We start from the raw sequence: 17,852 nt of genomic DNA, 5'->3' as shown, positions 1-17,852 counted from the left end.
CGAGTCGGCGCATCCGACCCAAAATCACGCCGAGTCGGCGCATCTGACCCCGTGCCTCGCGAAGCGAAGCGAGCGAGAGGGGTCGGATGCGCCGACTCGGCGTTTTGATCCGGTTTACCCGAACCGACCCGAGATGTACGCCTCGGTGTCCGGGTTGTCCGGGTTGGTGAACATCTGCTTGGTGGGGTTGAACTCCACCAGGTGGCCCGGCTGGCCGGCGGCCTTCAGGTTGAAGAAGCCGGTGTCGTCGGAGACACGGGCGGCCTGCTGCATGTTGTGGGTGACGATCACGATCGTGTAGTCGGACTTCAGCTCGTGGATGAGGTCCTCGATCGCGGCGGTCGAGATCGGGTCGAGCGCGGAGCACGGCTCGTCCATGAGCAGCACCTCGGGCTGGACCGCGATCGCGCGGGCGATGCAGAGCCGCTGCTGCTGACCACCGGAGAGCCCCATGCCGGGCTTGCCGAGACGGTCCTTGACCTCGTTCCACAGGTTGGCGCCACGCAGCGCCTTCTCCACGATGGCGTCCGCCTCGGACTTCTTGATCCGCTTGGAGTTCAGCTTGTTGCCGGCGAGCACGTTGTCGTAGATCGACATCGTCGGGAACGGGTTCGGCCGCTGGAACACCATGCCGACCTTGCGGCGCACCGCGACCGGGTCGACGTTGGGGCCGTAGATGTCCTGGCCGGCGATCTGGATCTTGCCCTCGACGTACGCACCGGGGATGACCTCGTGCATCCGGTTGAGGGTGCGCAGGAAGGTCGACTTGCCGCAGCCGGACGGGCCGATGAAGGCCGTCACCGACTTCGGCTTGATGGACATGGAGACGTCCTCGACGGCCTTGAAGTCGCCGTAGAAGATGCTGGCGTCCTTGACTTGGATGGACATGTGTTTCTCCTAGCGCCCGGTCTTGGGGGCGAAGATCGTGCCGACGATACGGGCGATGAGGTTGAGGACCATGACGAGGATGAAGAGCACCAGTGCTCCACCCCAGGCGTACTCGACGCCCTTCTGCGTGGCCTCGGACAGCTGGGTGTAGATGAAGACTGGCACGGTCATCATCGGGCTGTCGTCGAAGGCGCTGGTGTTCATGTTCGGGTTGAAGCCCGAGGCGACCAGCAGCGGAGCGGTCTCGCCGATCACGCGCGAGATCGCGAGCACGACACCGGTGACGATGCCGCCGATCGCGGTCGGGAGCACCATCCGGGTGATGGTGCGCCACTTCGGCACCCCGAGGGCGTACGCAGCCTCCCGCAGGTCGTCGGGGACCAGCTTGAGCATCTCCTCGGTGGAGCGGACGACCGTCGGGATCATCAGCAGCGAGAGCGCGACACCGCCGCCGAAACCGAAGCGCGTGCCCGGCCCGACGAGCAGGGTGAAGAGCGCGAACGCGAACAGACCCGCGACGATCGACGGGATTCCGGTCATGACGTCGACCAGGAAGGTGATCGCCTTGGCGAGGCGGTTGCCCTTGCCGTACTCGATCAGGTAGATCGCGGTCATGATGCCGATCGGGATCGAGATCAGCGCGGCGATGCCGGTGACGATCAGGGTGCCCGTCAGCGCGTGGTAGAGACCGCCCTGCTCGTCGCCGGTGACCGAGCGCATCGAGTAGGTCAGGAACTCCGGGTTGATGGTGGCGGCACCGCGAGCGATGACCATGTAGACCAGCCAGATCAGCGGGATGACCGCGACCCCGAAGGCCGTCCACACCAGCCCGGTGACGAGCTTGTCGGTCGCCGAGCGCTTGTTCTCCACCAGCAGGGCCCAGAGCGGGTAGCCGATGAGGAACGCGAGGACGCCGACGACGACGGCCCCGACGAGGCTCATCCCGAGCACCAGGGTCAGGCCGCCGAGGGCGACGGCCGCGATGCCGACCAGCCACTGGGCGCCGCGCGGGAGCGTGGCGTGGGACAGCTTGGTCTCCTCGTTGGAGAGGTCGACGCGATGTCCTGAGCTTGTCGAAGGGTTGCTCACTTGGCCCTCCCTCGGGCGACGATCCAGCGGGCGAGCGCGTTGATCAGGAAGGTGAAGGCGAACAGCACGAGGCCGGTCGCGATCAGCACCGACAGCCGGTCGGGCGTGCTCTCCTTGTAGCCCTGCGCGATGTGCGCCGCGATGGTCTGCGGGTTGTTGGTGCCGACGATGAACAGCGAGATGAGGACCTTCGGCGAGGCGATCATCGCGATCGCCATGGTCTCGCCCAGTGCCCGGCCGAGACCGAGCATGACCGCGGAGACCATCCCCGAGCGGGCGTAGGGGAAGACCGCGTAGCGGATCATCTCCCAGCGGGTGGCGCCGAGCGCCAGCGCCGCCTCCTCGTGCAGGCGCGGCGTCTGCGCGAAGACCTCGCGGCAGATCGAGGTGATGATCGGCAGGATCATCACGGCCAGCACGATCGAGGCGGTGAACAGCGTGCGCCCGTTGCCGGAGGGCTGGCCGTCGAAGAACGGCAGCCAGGCGAGGTTGCTCGCCAGCCAGGCGTGGGCAGGCACCAGGTACGGGCCGAGCGCAACCGCACCCCACAGGCCGAAGACGACCGACGGGACAGCGGCGAGCAGGTCGATCACGTACGCCACGGGGGTCGCGATCCGGCGCGGCGCGTAGTGGCTGATGAACAGCGCGATCGCCACGGAGAACGGCACCGCGATGATCAGGGCCAGGACAGCCGCGTACATGGTGGCGAACAGCAGCGGCACCACCAGGCCCAGGAACGAGCCCTGGCCGGCGTAGTGCTGCTCGTCCACGTTGAAGCCCGGGATGCCTTCGATGCCCAGGAAGATGAAGACGGCTGCCAGCGCCACCAGGATCAGGGAGGCGGCGGTTACGGCAAGGCCTCGGAAGACGACATCACCCACCGAGCCACGGCCGGACAGCTCCGACTTCGGTTCAACGCCAGGGTCGGCGCCGGGGTCAGCGGCGACAGTCACAAGGCATTCCTCGACTTTCTTGTTTCGGTTCTCAAGACAGCCGTACGGGCGGCGGCCGCAGCCACCGCCCGAACGGCGATCACGTCAGACTGGTCGGCACTTACTTGATCGCGCCGACGAGGTCGAGCGCCTTGTCGGCGGTCTCGCGGTCGAGCGGCGCGGTGCCGGCCTCGTCGGCCGAGACCTGCTGGCCCTCCTCGGAGAGGATGTACTCCAGGTAGCCCTTCACGTTGGCCGCGTCCTCGGCGTTCTCGTAGGTCGGGCAGGCCAGCAGGTAGGAGACCAGCACGACCGGGTAGACGCCGGCCTCGGTGGTGTCGCGAGCGAGCTCCACGGCCATGTCGTTGTCGTTCAGACCAGCCGGCTTCGAGGCGCCCAGGATCTTCGCGGCGGCGTCGGCGGACGGCTCGACGAACTCCTCGCCCACCTGGATCTTGGCGGTGGCGAGGTCGTTCTCGCGAGCGGCGGACTCGTCCATGAAGCCGATGTAGCCGGCACCCTGCATGGCGGTCACGACACCGGAGGTGCCGTCGCCGCCCTCGCCGCCCTTGATGGAGGCGGGCCACTCACCCGAGGGCTCCTCGGCCCAGCCACCGGCGGCGGCCAGGTACTCGGTGAAGTTCTCCTGGGTGCCGGAGTCGTCGGCACGGTGGACCGGGGTGATCGCGGTGTCCGGCAGCGTGGCGTCCGGGTTGGTCGCGGCGATCGCCGGGTCGTTCCACTTGGTGATCTTGCCGGAGAAGATGCCGACAAGGGTCTTGGGGTCGAGGTTGAGCTCGTCGACGCCCTCGACGTTGAAGACGACGGCGATCGGCGAGACGTACGCGGGGACCTGGATCGGGTCGCCGCCGCACTTCTCCTTCGCGCCGCTGAGCTCACCCTCGTCGTCGTTGAGGGCGGAGTCGGTGCCCGCGAACAGGTAGCCGCCGGAGATGAAGCCCTCACGGCCGGAGCCGGAACCGACCGGCTCGTAGACGACGCTGAGGTCCGGGTTCGCGTCCTGGATCCCGGCGACCCAAGCCGCCTGGCCCTTCTCCTGCGAGGTAGCGCCGCCACCCTTGATGGTGCCCGAGAGGGTGCCTTCTTCGCCGCCGCCGCTCTTGGGCTCGTTGCCGGCGCCGCAGGCGCTGATAGCGAGAGCAAGGGCCGCAGCCGTGATGCCCGGGACGAGTGCCCGGCGCAGCGAGGTGGTGTTCACGCAAGTCTCCTGATTGATGAAGCAGTCGATTCGGAGTTGTCGCGATGACCGTAGGGACCCGAGGTGGACGGGAAACTCGGTGAAGGTGAACGCAGGCTTAACGAGGAACACAAAGTCGGTGGCAAATCAGTGTCAGTTCCGGGCACAGGAGATGAACAGGTCGGCCTCAAGCCTCTGTTAGGCCTGAAATGCCTCAGCAGTTCGCACTTCACCTTCTTGCACGTGCAGGACCATCAGCTCGCCCTTCTCCAGCTTCGGGTCGCGTACGCCCAGCCCGTCGAAGATCCACGGCAGCACCGGCCGGTGCGTGCAGATCACCGTCGGAACGGCCAGATCGCGCAGGATGTCCGCGGCCAAGGCCGACACGCTACCTCCCTCCGCGCCCTCCTCGCTGAGCAGTCTCATCTGCTCGGACGCGATGCCGGCGAGCCCGGCGTACGGGGCCACGGACTGCGTGCAGCGGACGCTCGTCGAGGTGATCACCCGGCGGATGTCGTAGGCCATCAGCAGGCCGGCGAGCGTGACCGCCTGGGTCCGGCCGGTGTCGTCGAGCGGCCGCTCCTGGTCCTCCCCGGACCAGGCCGAACGACCGAGAGCCGAGGCGTGGCGGAGGATCACGAGGGGCGTGGTGGGGTGGCGTACGTCGAAGGCCTGCTGCAGCGTCTCCCGGTCGTGCGGGTAGGTGAGCCGCTTGCGCGCCTTCTCCACCGACATCCACTCGACCTCGTCGATCTCGTCGTTGATCTGGTAGCTGTCGACGTCGTCGTCGGCTCCGATGGCGGTGCGGCCCACCCAGTAGTGGACCACCTTCTGCCCCGCCTCGACGGGATAGCGCTGCGTCCGCAGCGGGCGGCCGAGAGCGACCCGCAGGCCGGTCTCCTCATGCACCTCGCGGATCGCGGCCACCGGCACCGTCTCACCGGGATCGACCTTGCCCTTGGGGAAGGACCAGTCGTCGTACTTGGGTCTGTGGACCAGCGCCACCTCGGGCAGGTCGTGGAGCTCGCGAAAAACCACTACGCCGGCGGCCGGGATCTCGGGCATGGGCACAGGGTATGTCGGATGGGCTACCGGTTCGTCTAAGGTTCGTCGGGATGCTCCACACCCCCCAGCTTCTCGACGGTCCCCGGATGTGGGCCGGTCGGTCATCCCGAGTCGTACGCGCCCACCCCCTGTTGACCATCGCGGTGGGCGTTGTCGTCGTCGCGCTGGTCATCTTCCTGGCCCGGGCGTGGGCGACCCGCGGGGGCGATCTCGACGAGGCGCTGCGGCTGGCCCCGGCCGAGGCGACCCGCGTCTCGTTCACCGACTGGGCGGCCATCCGCGAGAGCGTCGGCGCCGATCTCGATGCCGACTCCACGCCGGAGGAGGTCCACGAGATGATCGACGAGGCCTATTCGAAGGACCTCACCTCGACCTCGGTGCTGCCCGACGCCTCCGGCCTGCTGCAGCAGCACTTCGGGTGGTCGCCGGCGACCCTCGACTGGGAGCTCTACACGCAGTCGACCGAGGGGGCCCTGATGGTCGGGCACCTCGAGGACATGGACGCCGACCACCTCGTCGACCAGCTCACCTCGATGGGCTTCACGGCTCCCGAGGACGATCCGGCCGACGGCGGCGTCTGGGACGGCACCCTGGTCCCGTTCTCCTCCTTCACCGACTCCGGCATCGACTCGACGATCACCCCGCAGGTCACCTACATCGCCTTCCTGCCCGAACGCGATCTGATCCTGGCCTCGGACGGCCGTCGCTACCTGGGCGACCAGGTCGAGAGCCTCGGCGACGGCGACCTGCACGAGCCGATGACGGATGCCGCCGACCGGCTCGACGACCCGCTGTCGGCGTTCATCTACGACGGCGACTTCACCTGCAGCGAGATCGGCCTGGGCGGGGCCTCGGCCGCCGACCAGGACCAGGCCGACGGCCTCATCGACGCCGCCGGCGACCTCAACCCCGTCGCGGGATTCGCCATGGCGGCCGAGCGGAACGGCGACGTACGTGTGGCGATGTCGTTCGAGAACGAGGACCAGGCGCGTACGAACGCCGACACCCGGGCCAAGCTCGCCGTCGGGCCGGCGCCCGGCCAGGGCGGCACGTTCGACGAGCGGTTCGAGCTCGGGAAGGTCGCGGCCGAGGACGCGGTCGTCACGATGCAGCTGCGACCGAAGGACGGTACGGCCGTGCTCTCCGACCTGGCGAACGGGCCGCTGCTCTTCGCGACCTGCTGAGGGCCTGGACGCCCTACGGGATGATCCCGAGGATGCGGTCGATCTCCTCCTGGGAGAGGTGATCCTCGGACTCGCTGGCGGCGACGATGAGGTTGGTGGTGAGCTCGACCTCGAGAAGCAGCTCCGGATCTTCAAGCGTCACATCGAACTGATCAGCCACGCCCGCCGCCTCCTCACGTCACCTGGAAAAGCTCGTCTTCACATCATCGCCCAGTCTTGGTGGATCTGCGCGCTGATCCACCAAGAACCATCAAAAGTTGTCACATCAAGCGTGACACAGAAGCCTGAGAGGGCCCCAATCAGACCACGAGGCCCCAGCCGAAGGGCTGGGGCCTCGTTGCAGATGATCAGTGTCGGCTCACGCCGAACCCGAGATCGCCTTGATATCCATAGAGCCCAATCAGAGAGGACGAACGTTCTCCGCCTGCGGACCCTTCGGGCCCTGCGTGACGTCGAACTCGACCTTCTGGTTCTCGTCCAGGGTCTTGTAGCCCTGCGTCTGGATCGCCGAGTAGTGCACGAAGACGTCGTCGCCGCCGTCCTCCTGCGCGATGAAGCCGAAACCCTTCTCGGCGTTGAACCACTTAACAGTGCCCTGAGCCATCTGCTCGTTACTCCTTAGTCGGGGCGAGAGGCCACCAGGTTCGGTAGCCCCGCATCAGGGGCGGGTGACACGTCGCTCCGACCTGTGTTCCCGAACCGGGGCCCGGGCGAGCACAGAGCAGAAACGCCGTTGGATCACAAACTCCGCAGGCGTCAGACCTTCTGGAACTTGCACCCTGTTGCGGGAGTGACATTAGCAACTCGTGAGCCGGTGCGAACCCCCCTTCGCCGATCGTTTTACGCGCGAAGCGGTGAAGGTTGTGCAACAGAGCCGTGAAACCGGCGCTCTTCGGGTGCGTCGCGACCGGTATCCGGACGGCAATAGACCTCCGCGCGACTCCTTCACCTCATTGACCGGCCACGGGCGAAACCCCGAGTCTTCCGGTCAACGAGACACCGGTCGACGCACCAGCAAGCTCGATTCAAAGCTCCAGAAGCAGCAACGCGTGCAGTCGGTCGTGACTCTTGGCGAGCTCGACAAGACACTGTTGCTGATCGAGGAGCAGGTTGATCCGGGCGCGCGTCCGGCCTGGCGTAGCAGCTTTCGCAACCTGATCGCGTGCCCAAGCGACGACCGCGGAGAAGGCAGCATCGTGATGGACGCTGCTTTCAACCATCAGACTGCGATCGTTGAAATGGTGGGTGAGTTCGACCCAGAAGGTGGCGACCGCCGAGTCGGTCACAACCCTTCGCTCGTCAAAGATCTCGACCATGGCTCGATCCTCTCATCGCACCAGGGTGGCGACGAGCATGGATTCGAGCTCGCGACAGTGTCGCAAATGCCCGAAACGCCCCTCGCCTCACGAAGGAGGAGGGCGCGAATCCGTAGGCCGTGTCGGTCTCGAACCGACGACCCATGGATTAAAAGTCCACTGCTCTACCAACTGAGCTAACGGCCCGCCCGGGAGTCTACCGGAGCAATGACCGCAGCCTATTCGCGGACACCCCGCGACGGGCTCCGTCGCTCGCTGATGATCCGGGCACATCGCTCGGCGGCGGCCGCACCGGTCAGCGCGTGCTCGAGCAGGAGCTGGGTCCAGTGCTCGTAGCGGGCGACCTCGACCGGGTCGGCGATCTCGAGGTCGCCAGCGCTGGTCTCGAGGGTGACGATCCGGTCGCGCTGGTCCCAGCCGTGCTGGACCAGGACGGGAAAGCTCTCGAAGGGGACGATCCCGATGGTCGCCTGGGTCGTGGTCGCCAGCTTGGCGATGTGATCGATCTGGGCGCGCATGATGTCGGGCGATCCCACCAGATGGTGGAGGGCGGCCTCGCCGACCAGGATCGTGATCGATCGGCCGCCCTCGTAGAGGATCGCCGAGCGCCTGAGCCTCGCCGCGATCACGGTGGAGGCGTCCTCGTGATCCGCATCCTGGCCGCGGGAACCGCCTGCCAGGGCCAACAGGGCGCGGGCGTAGTCGGGGGTCTGGAGCAGCTCGGGGACGCTGTGGGGCTGGAAGCTCATCAGGACCCTCGCGGCCGCCTCGGTCGCGGCGTAGGCCTCGTGGTGCGGCTCCATACCGCCGCCCGCGGGACGAGCGTCCCGGAACGCCGCCTGCTCCTGGTCCGCGCGGGCGCGCAGGGCGAGCAGCATCTGCTTGTCGGCACCCACCGCGGCCGCCCAGGCCCGGACCTCGGCCTCGGAGACCGCCTGTCGACCAGACTCGATCTTGGACACCTTCGGCTGCGACCAGCCCGACCCCAGGGCATCTGCCAGGTCGGAGCCGGTCAGGCCCGCGGCTCGGCGGGTGTCGCGGAGGGCCTCGGTGAGCGCTTCACGGGCTCGACGGCTGGGGCGGGACACAGCGGCATCCTCCTTCGACGGAACAGACGGAGCCATCCTGCCCCATGTGCATAGCTCACGTCCAGATGCACATCATGGTTGGCCGAGTCGACATATTATGCTCTACTGGTTCCGGGGTCGACGTCGACAGGAAGGCAGTGTCTCGATGAGCATCCGACGAACCCAACCCGGACGACCACGTCTCATTCCCACCACCACGGCGGGCCCACCTCGTGAGCAGGTCCTCCATGCCGCCGCGCAACTGTTCGTGACCCAGGGCTTCGCGGCCACCTCCACCCGCGAGATCGCCGAGAAGGTGGGGATCAGGCAGGCCTCGCTCTACTACCACTTCACCGGCAAGGACGAGATCCTCGCCGAACTCCTGGAGCGATCCGTCCGACCCACTGTCGACCGGGTCGAGCTGATCGAGCAGGCCGCGGCCGAGAGGCCCGAGACCGCGCTCTACGCGCTGGTGCTCGTCGACCTTCGCACACTGGCCGAGGCGCCGGACAACATCGGCGTGCTGGCCACCCATCCCGACGTGACCAGCAGCGAGGCGTTCGACGCCTTCCGGAGCATCCGGGACGAGCTCGCCCGCGCCTACGGGCGGATCGCGACGCAGGCCGGGGACCCCGGCGCCGCGCACGCGGCCGAGCCTCGTCACCTCGGCGAGATGCTCATCCACCTGGTCGAGGTCACCACCAGCCTCCGCAGCATCGGTGTGACGATCGACGAGGAGACTGCCGATGCCATCGCCTCGACCTGCCTTCGCGCCTGTGGGATCCCCGAGAGCCGGATCACCTCGGCGGCCTCGTCCGCGGCGGCCCTCGTCGCCGGGTTGCCGGCGAGTTCCCACGGCTGACAGCACAGCGGGCCCGACCAGCTCAGAGCTGGACGGGCCCGCTGCGTACGAAAGAAGTGGTTCTTTCAGTGGGTTCCGGTGATGCGGTCGAGCGGACCCGGGGTGTAGGGCGAGTTGGCCTCCAGGTAGGCGGAGAAGGCGTCGATGTCGAGACCGCCGTAGTAGGGGTCGGTGCCCTTGGTGAAGGCCGCGAAGGCGTCGCCGCCGCCCTGCAGGAAGTTGTTGGTCACGACCCGGTAGGACGCGGCCTTGTCGATCGGCTGACCGTTCAGCATCACGGAGCCGTCGACCGGACCCGTGGGGCTGATCTGGTAGGAGAAGCCCTTCGAGACCTGGAGGATCTTGTGCGAGGCCGCGTTGGCGCCGGTGACCTGCTCGGTGAGCAGGTCGTAGATGTCCTGGCCGGTCATGGTCAGCGAGACCAGGTAGTTGTTGAACGGCTGGACGTTGAACGCCTCGTCGTAGGTGACCTCACCGACGGCCTCGCCGTAGGACGAGGTGGTCGCGGTCAGGTCCGCGCGGATGCCGCCCGGGTTCATGAATGCGACCACCGGCACCTGCCCGTTGACCACCGTCGACTGGTCGGCGAGCTGGGCGTCGGCGATGAGGTCACCGAGGGCGCTCTCGCCGGAGGCGGTGGTGGTGCGGGTGACGTCACCGGAGATCGACCCGAGCACGCGGGAGGCGATCGGCGTGACCAGCTCCTTGTAGGTGTTGATCAGCGTGGTCTGCTCCGGGGCCTTGGCGACGTCACGGGTGACGAGCAGGTTCGAGCCCTTGACCGAGGAGCGGACGATGTCGCGCGACTTGAGGTTGTACTTCAGGTTGGTCTCGGTGTAGAGCCGGCCGGAGGACGAGGCCGAGGTGACCAGGCGGGACTTGCCCTCGGGGTCGGGTACGTCGCAGACGTAGGGGTTGTGGGTGTGGCCGGTGACCAGCATGTCGATCTCGGGGTCGAGGTTCTGGGCGATCGGCACGATCGGCGAGCCGGCGACCAGCTCGCCGCCGCCCTCGCAGGTGTAGTCGTAGCGGGCGTTGACGTCGTAGACCTTGCCGGTGGCCGGGTCGGTCCACTTCTCCTTCGGCAGGTTGGCCCCCTCGTGGATGAGGGTGACGATCGCCTTGACGCCCTTCTTCTTCAGCACCGGCACGAGCGCGTTGGCGGTCTCGACCTCGTCCTTGAAGGTGAGGCCCTTGACGCCCTCGGCGGTGACGATGTCGGGGGTGGCCTCGAGGGTCATGCCGATGAAGCCGATCTTGACGCCGTCGACCTCCTTGATGGAGTAGGCCGGCAGGATCGTCTTGCCGCTGGCGTCCTCGATCACGTTGGAGGCGAGGATGTCGAAGTCGGCGCCCTGGTACTCGTGGGCGGCGCAGGAGTTCTGGTTGTCCTTGCCGTCGCCGTCGTCGATGCAGCCGCCGGCGTCGATGCGCTGCAGCTCCTTGTAGCCCTCGTCGAACTCGTGGTTGCCGACCGCGGTCACGTCCAGACCGAGCTTGTTGAGCGCCTCGATCGAGGGCTCGTCGTGGAACGCGGCGGAGAGCAGCGGCGAGGCGCCGATCAGGTCGCCCGCGGCCACGGTCAGGGAACGGGCGTGACCCTTGCGCGCCTCCTCCAGGTGGGACGCGAGGTATTCCACGCCGCCCACGTTGACGGTGTCGTCGACCGGCTTGCCGGTGGTCGGGTCGATGTGGTGGCCGGTGATCAGGCGCCCGCTCGAACCCGACGGCGCCTCGAGGTTGCCGTGGAAGTCGTTGAACGAGAGCAGCTGGACATCGACCAGGTGCTTTCCGGCGCTGTTCGAGCCGGCCTGCGCCGAGGCAGAGGTCGCAACCGGAGTGGCGACTGCGGCGGCCGCGAGAGCGACGGCGGCAACGGCCACAGCGGGGCGAAGCTTTCGGGTGTTACGAGGCATTGCGGGGCTCCCCATCTCAGTGATCGACGAAGGGAACAATGCCCCTTCGGGTTCCGATTGTGAAGAGGTAACAGGATTACCGCCGCCGAATCGTCATCAACCGTTAATCAGCCGAAAAATTCGGTAACGTCCACCGCTCCGCCGGCCTCCTCGAACTCCTCGCGCACCGTCTCGCGCAGCCTCGCGTCGGAGAGGTAGTCGGCAGCCACCCCGGCGAGACCGTAGGCGGCATCGACGAGCACCTCGTCGGCGTACGGCGTGACCGCGGCAGCGGCGAACTCGCGGCTGTGCAGGGAGACATCGGGCTCGGCGATCTTGACCATCGCGTGCAGTCCGGGGACACGGAAGGAGACGTTGCCGAAGTCGGTGGAGCCGGCGAGCAGGTCCGGGACCACGCCGGGAGCGAGGACGGTGTGGTTGCGCTCCTGGTAGCGGCGGTTCCAGGCCTGCGCGAGGCCGCTGTTGTTGCGGATCGGCAGGTAGACAGGAGACTCGTCCCAGCTGAACTCGACCCCGCAGCCGGTCATCAGCGCCGCTCCCATCGCCATCTCCTCCAGCCGCTGGGAGAGGACCTTGAGGGTCTCGGGATAGGCGGAGCGTACGTAGAACTCGATGGTGGCGTGCTCCGGGATCACGTTGGGGCGCAGGCCGCCGTCGGTGATGATCGCGTGCACCCGGTCGGTCGGCGGCATCTGCTGCCGGTTGAGCGCGACGCCGGTGTAGAGCAGGTTGGCCGCGTCCAGGGCGTTGCGCCCCATGAAGGGCTGGATCGAGGCGTGCGCCGGCACCCCGACGTACGTCACCTTCAGCTGCCTGCGGCCCAGGAAGACCGGCTCGGAGCTGTCGTAGGTGAAAGGGTGGACCATGATCGCCGCGTCGACGCCGTCGAAGGCGCCCTTCTGCGCCATCAGCTCCTTGCCGCCACCGCCCTCCTCGGCCGGCGTGCCGAGCCAGATCGCGCGGCCGCCGAGCTTGTCGATCACGCTCGCGATGGCCAGGAACGCCCCCACGCCGACGGTCGCGATCAGGTTGTGGCCGCAGCCGTGGCCGATGCCGGGAAGCGCGTCGTACTCGGAGAGCACGGCGATCGTCGGACCGTCCTTGGCGCCGCCCGCAGAGGCGTAGAGAGCGGTCGGCAGGCCGTAGGCGCCACGGGCGACCTCGATGCCGTGAGCCTCGACGAACTCCGCCAGTCCGGCCGAGCTCCGGTGCTCCTCGAAGCCGGTCTCCGGGTGCTCGGCGAGGTCGTGGGAGACGGCCACCAGCTCAGGCCCGAGATCCACGAGCCGGTCGCGGATCGCGTCCAGGATCCCCCGCGGCGCACCCGGCGAGCTCGACTCGACCGCCTTGGTGACGAGCGCCCTGGCGTCCGCCTCGTCACGAAGCTGGTTGACCAGGAACGGATTCGGCTGCTGCGGCTGCGTCATGCCGCCAGAGGCTATCGGTGACATGTCACCCGTCGCTGAGACCCCAGCCGTCGGCGACGATTCGGGCCTCGTCGGAGGGTCGCGAGGAGTCGAACAACGTACGCCACCCCTGCCGCACCACGATGCCGTCGAGGTAGATCCCTCGGCCCTGCGAGGAGGAGTCGGTCTCGTAGGTCCACCTGACCGCGGTGGTGCCCGCCGGGAGGTCGGCCCGGCCGCGCAGCCACCGGCGACCGCCGTAGCCGTTGACCGCCTCGCTGGTCTCCCAGCTCCAGTCGCCGCCCTCGAGGGTCCACGGCAGGGGGCTGAAGGTGGTGCCGTCGGTGGAGTACTGCAGCCGGCCGAAGTCGTAGCGCGGCTCGGTGTCGAACCAGTAGTCGAAGCGGAGCCTCGCGTCCTCGGTGGCCGCGAGCGGCACGTCGAGCGTCGCCTTCTTCGCGTTCGTGCGACCCGAGAACCACGACGTACGTCCGCTCGCGGGCCGGACCGCCGAGGCCATGCCGAGCGCGTCGGAGACGGCACGGCGGGAGGGGTTGTTGCTGCCCCAGTCGCGGCTGGGATGGACGCGGTTGGTCATGAGCACGACGAGCTGGTGGCCGATCGGGTCCATCACGATGCTGGTGCCCGTGTAGCCGGTGTGGCCGAAGGAGACCGGGGACCAGATCGGGCCGTGGTACCAGGTCGTGGCGAGCTCCCAGCCGAGGCCGCGCGAGCTGGTGAACCGGGCGCCGGTGTAGTCGCGCAACGAGAGCCTGACAGTGTCCTCCTCCAGGATCCTGGTGCCGTTGTAGACACCGCCGTTGAGGAACATCTGGCCGAACCTGGCCATGTCGGCGGCGGTCGAGAAGACGCCCGCGTGGCCAGCGACGCCGCCGAGCGCCCAGGCGTTCTCGTCGTGCACCTCGCCGCGGATCATCGGCCGCCCCGCCCACGGCTGATATTCGGTGGCGGCGACGCGGTCGAGGCGGGCGGCGGGCGGGTTGTACATCGTGTCCCGCATCCCGAGCGGCTCGGTGATGTGGTCGCGTACGTAGGTGTCCAGCGTCTTCCCCGACAGCCGCTCGACCAGCAGTCCGAGCGTGATCAGGTTGATGTCGGAGTAGCGGTAGATCTGCTCGGGCGCGTGCGTCGGCGTCGTGTCCATGATCGCCGCGACCCGCTCCTCGTAGGTGTCGTAGCCCGCCCACAGCGACGGTGAGGGGCCGGCGAGCAGTCCGGAGACGTGCGTGAGCAGGTGGCGGACGACGATCGCGTCCTTGCCGTGCGGCGCGAACTCGGGCAGGTAGGTGACCACCGGCGCCTCGAGGTCGAGTCGACGCCGCTCCATCAGCTGGAGGATCGCGGTCGTGGTGAAGAGCTTCGACATCGAGGCGATGTCCCACATCGTCTCCGTGGTCGCCGCGACCTGCTGGTCGGCCGGAAGCTCCACGACGCTGGTGCCGTCGAGCCCGTACCTGAGCGCCTTGCCCACACTCTCGTGCGCCACGACGACGCCGTCCTTGACCGCGATCGCGGTGGCCCCGGCGTACAGCGGGTGGGCAGGGTTCTCCGTGGTCGGCTCGAGGAACCGGGTCAGCTCCGTGCGGATCTTCGCGATCTGTGCCGGGTCGAGGCCGACCTGGCGGGGGTGGCCGGGACGCAGGACGGTGCCCGGGGTGAAGGTGAGCTCCTCGGGAGTGATCGTCGGCGGTTGCCCGGCCAGCGAGGCGAGCGTCCGGGGCGCCCTGGTCGGGTCCTCCGGCGTCGAGGCCACCGCGGCGCCGCCGAGGAGAGTCATCGCGACTCCCCCGAGAGTGCCACCGAGAAGGGCGCGCCGAGAGGTCATGAGCATGTCCGGAGACGGAGTCATACCTCGATAGTGCCGTCCCGGCACCGGCTTCGGACGTGAAAGGAAATTTTCTTTCATGGCCGGGCCCTCATCGCCGGCATCAGAGCTTGGGCCAGTACTCCGCCCACGGCTTCGACTCCTCCAGCTGGGCGGCGACCTGCAGCAGCAGCCCGTCGTCACCGAGCTGCCCGGAGAGCTGGATACCGAGCGGCAGCCCGGCCGCGGTCCGGTAGGTCGGCACCGAGATCGCCGGCCGCCCGGTGATGTTGGCGAGCTGGGTGTAGGGCACCCAGCCGAGGTTCTCGTCGACGAGCTGGTCGATCATCCCGGTCGCCCGCATCACCCGCCCACCGTGCACCTTGTGGAGCACCCGCGCCGCGGTCTGCAGCGCCTTCGGGGTGGTCAGCTGCCCGACCTTCAGCGGCGGCTTCGCCAGCGTCGGGGTGAGCAGCAGGTCGTACGTCTCGTGGAACTCGCTCAGGCGGCGTACGTGGTTGCGGCGGTTGATGTGCGCGAGCTCGACGGCGACCACTCCCCCGGCTCGGCCGAGCTCGGCCACGGCCAGGGTGTCGGCCTCGAAGGCGGCGTTCTTGGCGCCGACGCGGAGCTTGGCCTCGGCGACCTCGGCAGCGGCCGAGGCGAACCAGATGGTGAGGAAGTCCCGGCCCAGCTCGGCGGCGTCGTAGGGCGCCTCGACCTCCTCGACCTGGTGACCGAGCGCTTCGAGGGCCTTGGCCGCGTCCTCGACCGCCGCGATCGCCTCCGGGTCGGGCTCGGTGATCGAGGACGTCGAGGTGAATCCGATCCGGAGCCGGCGGGGTGGGGCCGAGATCGCTTCGGAGAACGGCCCGTCGGGGTGCGGGGCGTGCAGCATCGCCAGCGACCGGTCGCCGAGGAGCGCGTCGTAGAGACCGGCCGCGTCGCGCACCGTCCGCGTCACCACGCCCTGGACGACGAAGCCGTTGGAGGCGTCCAGGCTCTGCGGGCCCAGCGGCAGCAGACCGCGGGTGGTCTTCAGCCCGACCAGACCGTTGCAGGCGGCCGGGATCCGGATCGAGCCGCCGCCGTCGTTGGCGCCGGCGGCCGGCACGATCCCGGCCGCCACCGCGGCCCCGGACCCACCCGACGAGCCACCCGGGGTGTGGTCGGTGTTCCACGGGTTGCGCGAGGGCCCGAACAGCTCCGGCTCGGTGATCCCCTTCGACCCGAACTCCGGGGTGTTCGTCTTGCCGAAGATCACCAGACCGGCGTCGAGGGCGCTCCGGGTGAAGTAGGAGTGCTCCTCGGCGACGTCGTCGACGAGCGCCCGGGAGCCGTAGGTCGTCGGGTGGCCCTGATACTCCTGGGCCAGGTCCTTGACCAGGAACGGCACCCCGGCGAACGGCCCGCTGGGGCCGTCGCCGGCGACCTGGGCGTCGGCCTCCGGGATGTCGGCGACGATCGCGTTGATCCGCGGGTTCACCGCCTCGGCCCGCTCCCGCGCCGCGGCCAGCACCTCGGCCGCGGTCACCTCCTTGGCAGCGACCAGCTGCGCCAGCCCGGTGGCGTCGTACGTCAGATACTCATCGACCCGCATGAGCGCAGGCTAGCGCTCATCGCGCTCCCGCGGAGGCCTCAGTTGAAGATCTCCCGGTAGTCGCCCTCGACCCGCTCGCGCTTCCACAGGTCGATACCGGTCGCGGTGGCGTACTCGTCGATCCTGGCCAGTTCCTCGGAGGTGAACTCGGGACCGGAGAGCGCGCCGATGCAGTCGGTGACCTGCTCGGGGCGGGAGGCGCCGATGACGACCGAGGTCATCCTCGGGTCGCGCAGCGCCCAGGCGAGCGCCATCTGGGCGAGGGTCTGGCCACGGTCGACGGCGAGGGCGTTGAGCGACTCGATGCCGGCGAGCGTCTCGGGCGTGAGTGCCTCCGGGGTCAGGAAGCGGGCCTTGGCGGCGCGGGAGTCCTCCGGGATGCCACCGGCCCCGAGGTACTTGTTCGTCAGCAGACCCTGCGCCAGCGGCGAGAAGGAGATCGCACCGGCGCCGACCTCGTCGAGGGTGTCCAGCAGCCCGTCGGTCTCGAGCCAGCGGTTGAGGACCGAGTAGGACGGCTGGTGGATCAGGAGCGGGGTGCCGAGCTCGCGCAGGATCGCCGCCGCCTCGCGGGTCAGCGCCGAGGAGTAGGAGCTCAGCCCGACGTAGAGCGCCTTCCCGGACCGCACGATCTGGTCGAGCGCGCCCATCGTCTCCTCCAGCGGCGTGCTGGGGTCGGGGCGGTGGTGGTAGTAGATGTCGACGTAGTCGAGCCCCATCCGCGTCAAGGACTGGTCGAGGCTGGAGATCAGGTACTTCCGCGAGCCGCCGATCTTCCCGTACGGCCCAGGCCACATGTCCCAGCCGGCCTTGGTCGAGATCACCAGCTCGTCCCGCAGTCCGGCGAAGTCCCCGCGCAGGTGGCGGCCGAAGTTCTCCTCGGCCGAACCGTAGGGCGGCCCGTAGTTGTTGGCGAGGTCGAAGTGGGTGATGCCCGCGTCGAAGGCCGTACGCAGGATCGCCCGCTGCCGCTCGAACGGCAGGTCGTCACCGAAGTTGTGCCACAGCCCGAGGCTGACCGCGGGCAGGTCCAGGCCGCTGTGCCCGGTCCGCCGATACTGCATCGCGTCGTAGCGGGACTCCGCAGGAACGTACGTCATGCGTCGCTCTTCTTTCCGGCGCGCAGCGCCACCTTGATCATCGGCCACTGCATCGGCAGCCGGGCCAGCGTACCGGCGAAGAATCCGGCCGACTTGGCGGTCCGCTTCCGGTTGGCGCGCTTCCCGGCGTCGACGCTCATCTGCACGTTGGCCGGGAACACCCCGACCAGCAGCGCGGCACTGGCGAGCCCCGCGATCCGGCGGGTCTTCGGGTGCAGCAGCCCCAGCCCGCACGCGATCTCCGCGACCCCGGAGACCTCCACCACCTTGCGCGCCTGCGGCAGCTGCGGCGGCACGATCGACTCGAAGACCTGGGGCCTCACCAGGTGCAGGGTGCCGGACCCGAGGAACAACGCCGCCAACCCGACGAGCGGGAGATCGAGAGAAGAATCAGTTCGCACGGG

Annotated in this window: 17 protein-coding genes and 1 tRNA gene; 2 read left to right on the top strand and 16 right to left on the bottom strand. The window is 68.5% G+C overall.

The window, feature by feature from the left end; all coding sequences use genetic code 11:
* Window positions 1-114: 114 nt before the first annotated feature.
* The 5 genes from pstB to OG984_RS24370 all read right to left on the bottom strand — a co-directional run bounded on the left by pstB (window position 115) and on the right by OG984_RS24370 (window position 5,172).
* Entirely contained in the window at window positions 115-888 is a 774-nt protein-coding gene (gene pstB, locus OG984_RS24390; protein WP_328528756.1) for a phosphate ABC transporter ATP-binding protein PstB, read from the bottom strand.
* 9 nt (window positions 889-897) lie between these two features.
* The gene (pstA, locus tag OG984_RS24385; protein ID WP_328528755.1) at window positions 898-1,977 is read right to left on the bottom strand and encodes a phosphate ABC transporter permease PstA; all 1,080 of its coding nucleotides are present in this window, start codon (window positions 1,975-1,977) and stop codon (window positions 898-900) included.
* A complete protein-coding gene (pstC, locus tag OG984_RS24380) occupies window positions 1,974-2,930 on the bottom strand; it encodes a phosphate ABC transporter permease subunit PstC (RefSeq protein WP_328528754.1) in 957 nt (318 codons plus the stop codon). The genes pstA and pstC overlap by 4 nt, the downstream gene beginning before the upstream one ends.
* 100 nt (window positions 2,931-3,030) lie before the next feature.
* A complete protein-coding gene (locus tag OG984_RS24375; RefSeq protein WP_328528753.1) occupies window positions 3,031-4,128 on the bottom strand; it encodes a phosphate ABC transporter substrate-binding protein PstS in 1,098 nt (365 codons plus the stop codon).
* A gap of 177 nt (window positions 4,129-4,305) precedes the next feature.
* Window positions 4,306-5,172, bottom strand: coding sequence for an NUDIX hydrolase (locus OG984_RS24370; RefSeq protein ID WP_328528752.1), 867 nt, complete (start codon window positions 5,170-5,172; stop codon window positions 4,306-4,308).
* A gap of 50 nt (window positions 5,173-5,222) precedes the next feature.
* On the opposite strand from OG984_RS24370, the gene OG984_RS24365 reads away from it, so the two are divergent.
* Window positions 5,223-6,356, top strand: coding sequence for a hypothetical protein (locus OG984_RS24365; RefSeq protein ID WP_328528751.1), 1,134 nt, complete (start codon window positions 5,223-5,225; stop codon window positions 6,354-6,356).
* Between the two features lie 13 nt (window positions 6,357-6,369).
* Here OG984_RS24365 and OG984_RS24360 read toward each other — a convergent pair whose 3' ends face one another.
* From OG984_RS24360 to OG984_RS24340, 5 genes are all read right to left on the bottom strand, one after another.
* On the bottom strand, window positions 6,370-6,516 hold the full coding sequence (locus tag OG984_RS24360) for a hypothetical protein (RefSeq protein ID WP_165111317.1): 147 nt from the start codon (window positions 6,514-6,516) through the stop codon (window positions 6,370-6,372).
* 240 nt (window positions 6,517-6,756) lie between these two features.
* Window positions 6,757-6,960, bottom strand: a complete 204-nt coding sequence (locus OG984_RS24355) for a cold-shock protein (protein ID WP_008360626.1) — start codon at window positions 6,958-6,960, stop codon at window positions 6,757-6,759.
* Window positions 6,961-7,381: 421 nt separating this feature from the next.
* A complete protein-coding gene (locus OG984_RS24350; protein ID WP_328528750.1) occupies window positions 7,382-7,672 on the bottom strand; it encodes a hypothetical protein in 291 nt (96 codons plus the stop codon).
* A gap of 113 nt (window positions 7,673-7,785) precedes the next feature.
* Window positions 7,786-7,858, bottom strand: a tRNA-Lys gene (locus tag OG984_RS24345).
* A 32-nt stretch (window positions 7,859-7,890) separates the two neighbouring features.
* Window positions 7,891-8,760 (bottom strand): helix-turn-helix domain-containing protein, encoded by an 870-nt coding sequence (locus tag OG984_RS24340; RefSeq protein ID WP_328528749.1) that lies wholly within the window; start codon window positions 8,758-8,760, stop codon window positions 7,891-7,893.
* Between the two features lie 145 nt (window positions 8,761-8,905).
* Here OG984_RS24340 and OG984_RS24335 point away from each other — a divergent pair, with 145 nt between their 5' ends.
* Complete coding sequence (locus tag OG984_RS24335) at window positions 8,906-9,601, top strand: TetR/AcrR family transcriptional regulator (RefSeq protein ID WP_328528748.1); 696 nt, start codon at window positions 8,906-8,908, stop codon at window positions 9,599-9,601.
* 65 nt (window positions 9,602-9,666) lie between these two features.
* Here the strand turns inward: OG984_RS24335 and OG984_RS24330 are convergent, their stop codons facing one another.
* The 6 genes from OG984_RS24330 to OG984_RS24305 all read right to left on the bottom strand — a co-directional run bounded on the left by OG984_RS24330 (window position 9,667) and on the right by OG984_RS24305 (window position 17,849).
* Window positions 9,667-11,517, bottom strand: coding sequence for a bifunctional metallophosphatase/5'-nucleotidase (locus OG984_RS24330; protein ID WP_328528747.1), 1,851 nt, complete (start codon window positions 11,515-11,517; stop codon window positions 9,667-9,669).
* A 107-nt stretch (window positions 11,518-11,624) separates the two neighbouring features.
* Window positions 11,625-12,944, bottom strand: coding sequence for a M20 family metallopeptidase (locus OG984_RS24325; protein ID WP_328528746.1), 1,320 nt, complete (start codon window positions 12,942-12,944; stop codon window positions 11,625-11,627).
* Between the two features lie 25 nt (window positions 12,945-12,969).
* On the bottom strand, window positions 12,970-14,793 hold the full coding sequence (locus OG984_RS24320) for a serine hydrolase (protein ID WP_328528745.1): 1,824 nt from the start codon (window positions 14,791-14,793) through the stop codon (window positions 12,970-12,972).
* 79 nt (window positions 14,794-14,872) lie between these two features.
* On the bottom strand, window positions 14,873-16,348 hold the full coding sequence (locus tag OG984_RS24315; RefSeq protein ID WP_328528744.1) for an amidase: 1,476 nt from the start codon (window positions 16,346-16,348) through the stop codon (window positions 14,873-14,875).
* A gap of 38 nt (window positions 16,349-16,386) precedes the next feature.
* Window positions 16,387-17,448: an L-glyceraldehyde 3-phosphate reductase gene (mgrA, locus tag OG984_RS24310; RefSeq protein ID WP_328528743.1), complete on the bottom strand. Its 1,062-nt coding sequence runs from the start codon at window positions 17,446-17,448 to the stop codon at window positions 16,387-16,389.
* On the bottom strand, window positions 17,445-17,849 hold the full coding sequence (locus OG984_RS24305; protein ID WP_328528742.1) for a DoxX family protein: 405 nt from the start codon (window positions 17,847-17,849) through the stop codon (window positions 17,445-17,447). Before OG984_RS24305 ends, mgrA begins: the two co-directional genes overlap by 4 nt.
* Between the last annotated feature and the right edge of the window lie 3 nt (window positions 17,850-17,852).

The sequence above is a fragment of the Nocardioides sp. NBC_00368 genome, assembly GCF_036090055.1.
Lineage (GTDB): Bacteria > Actinomycetota > Actinomycetes > Propionibacteriales > Nocardioidaceae > Nocardioides.
This window is presented reverse-complemented; position numbering and strand designations above follow the sequence as displayed.

Coding starts and splice junctions, on each gene's coding strand:
- pstB (WP_328528756.1), bottom strand. CDS start 888: ATGTCCATCCAAGTCAAGGACGCCAGCATCTTCTACGGCGACTTCAAG.
- OG984_RS24370 (WP_328528752.1), bottom strand. CDS start 5,172: ATGCCCGAGATCCCGGCCGCCGGCGTAGTGGTTTTTCGCGAGCTCCAC.
- OG984_RS24365 (WP_328528751.1), top strand. CDS start 5,223: ATGCTCCACACCCCCCAGCTTCTCGACGGTCCCCGGATGTGGGCCGGT.
- OG984_RS24355 (WP_008360626.1), bottom strand. CDS start 6,960: ATGGCTCAGGGCACTGTTAAGTGGTTCAACGCCGAGAAGGGTTTCGGC.
- OG984_RS24350 (WP_328528750.1), bottom strand. CDS start 7,672: ATGGTCGAGATCTTTGACGAGCGAAGGGTTGTGACCGACTCGGCGGTC.
- OG984_RS24335 (WP_328528748.1), top strand. CDS start 8,906: ATGAGCATCCGACGAACCCAACCCGGACGACCACGTCTCATTCCCACC.
- OG984_RS24330 (WP_328528747.1), bottom strand. CDS start 11,517: ATGCCTCGTAACACCCGAAAGCTTCGCCCCGCTGTGGCCGTTGCCGCC.
- OG984_RS24325 (WP_328528746.1), bottom strand. CDS start 12,944: ATGACGCAGCCGCAGCAGCCGAATCCGTTCCTGGTCAACCAGCTTCGT.
- OG984_RS24320 (WP_328528745.1), bottom strand. CDS start 14,793: ATGACTCCGTCTCCGGACATGCTCATGACCTCTCGGCGCGCCCTTCTC.
- OG984_RS24315 (WP_328528744.1), bottom strand. CDS start 16,348: ATGCGGGTCGATGAGTATCTGACGTACGACGCCACCGGGCTGGCGCAG.
- mgrA (WP_328528743.1), bottom strand. CDS start 17,448: ATGACGTACGTTCCTGCGGAGTCCCGCTACGACGCGATGCAGTATCGG.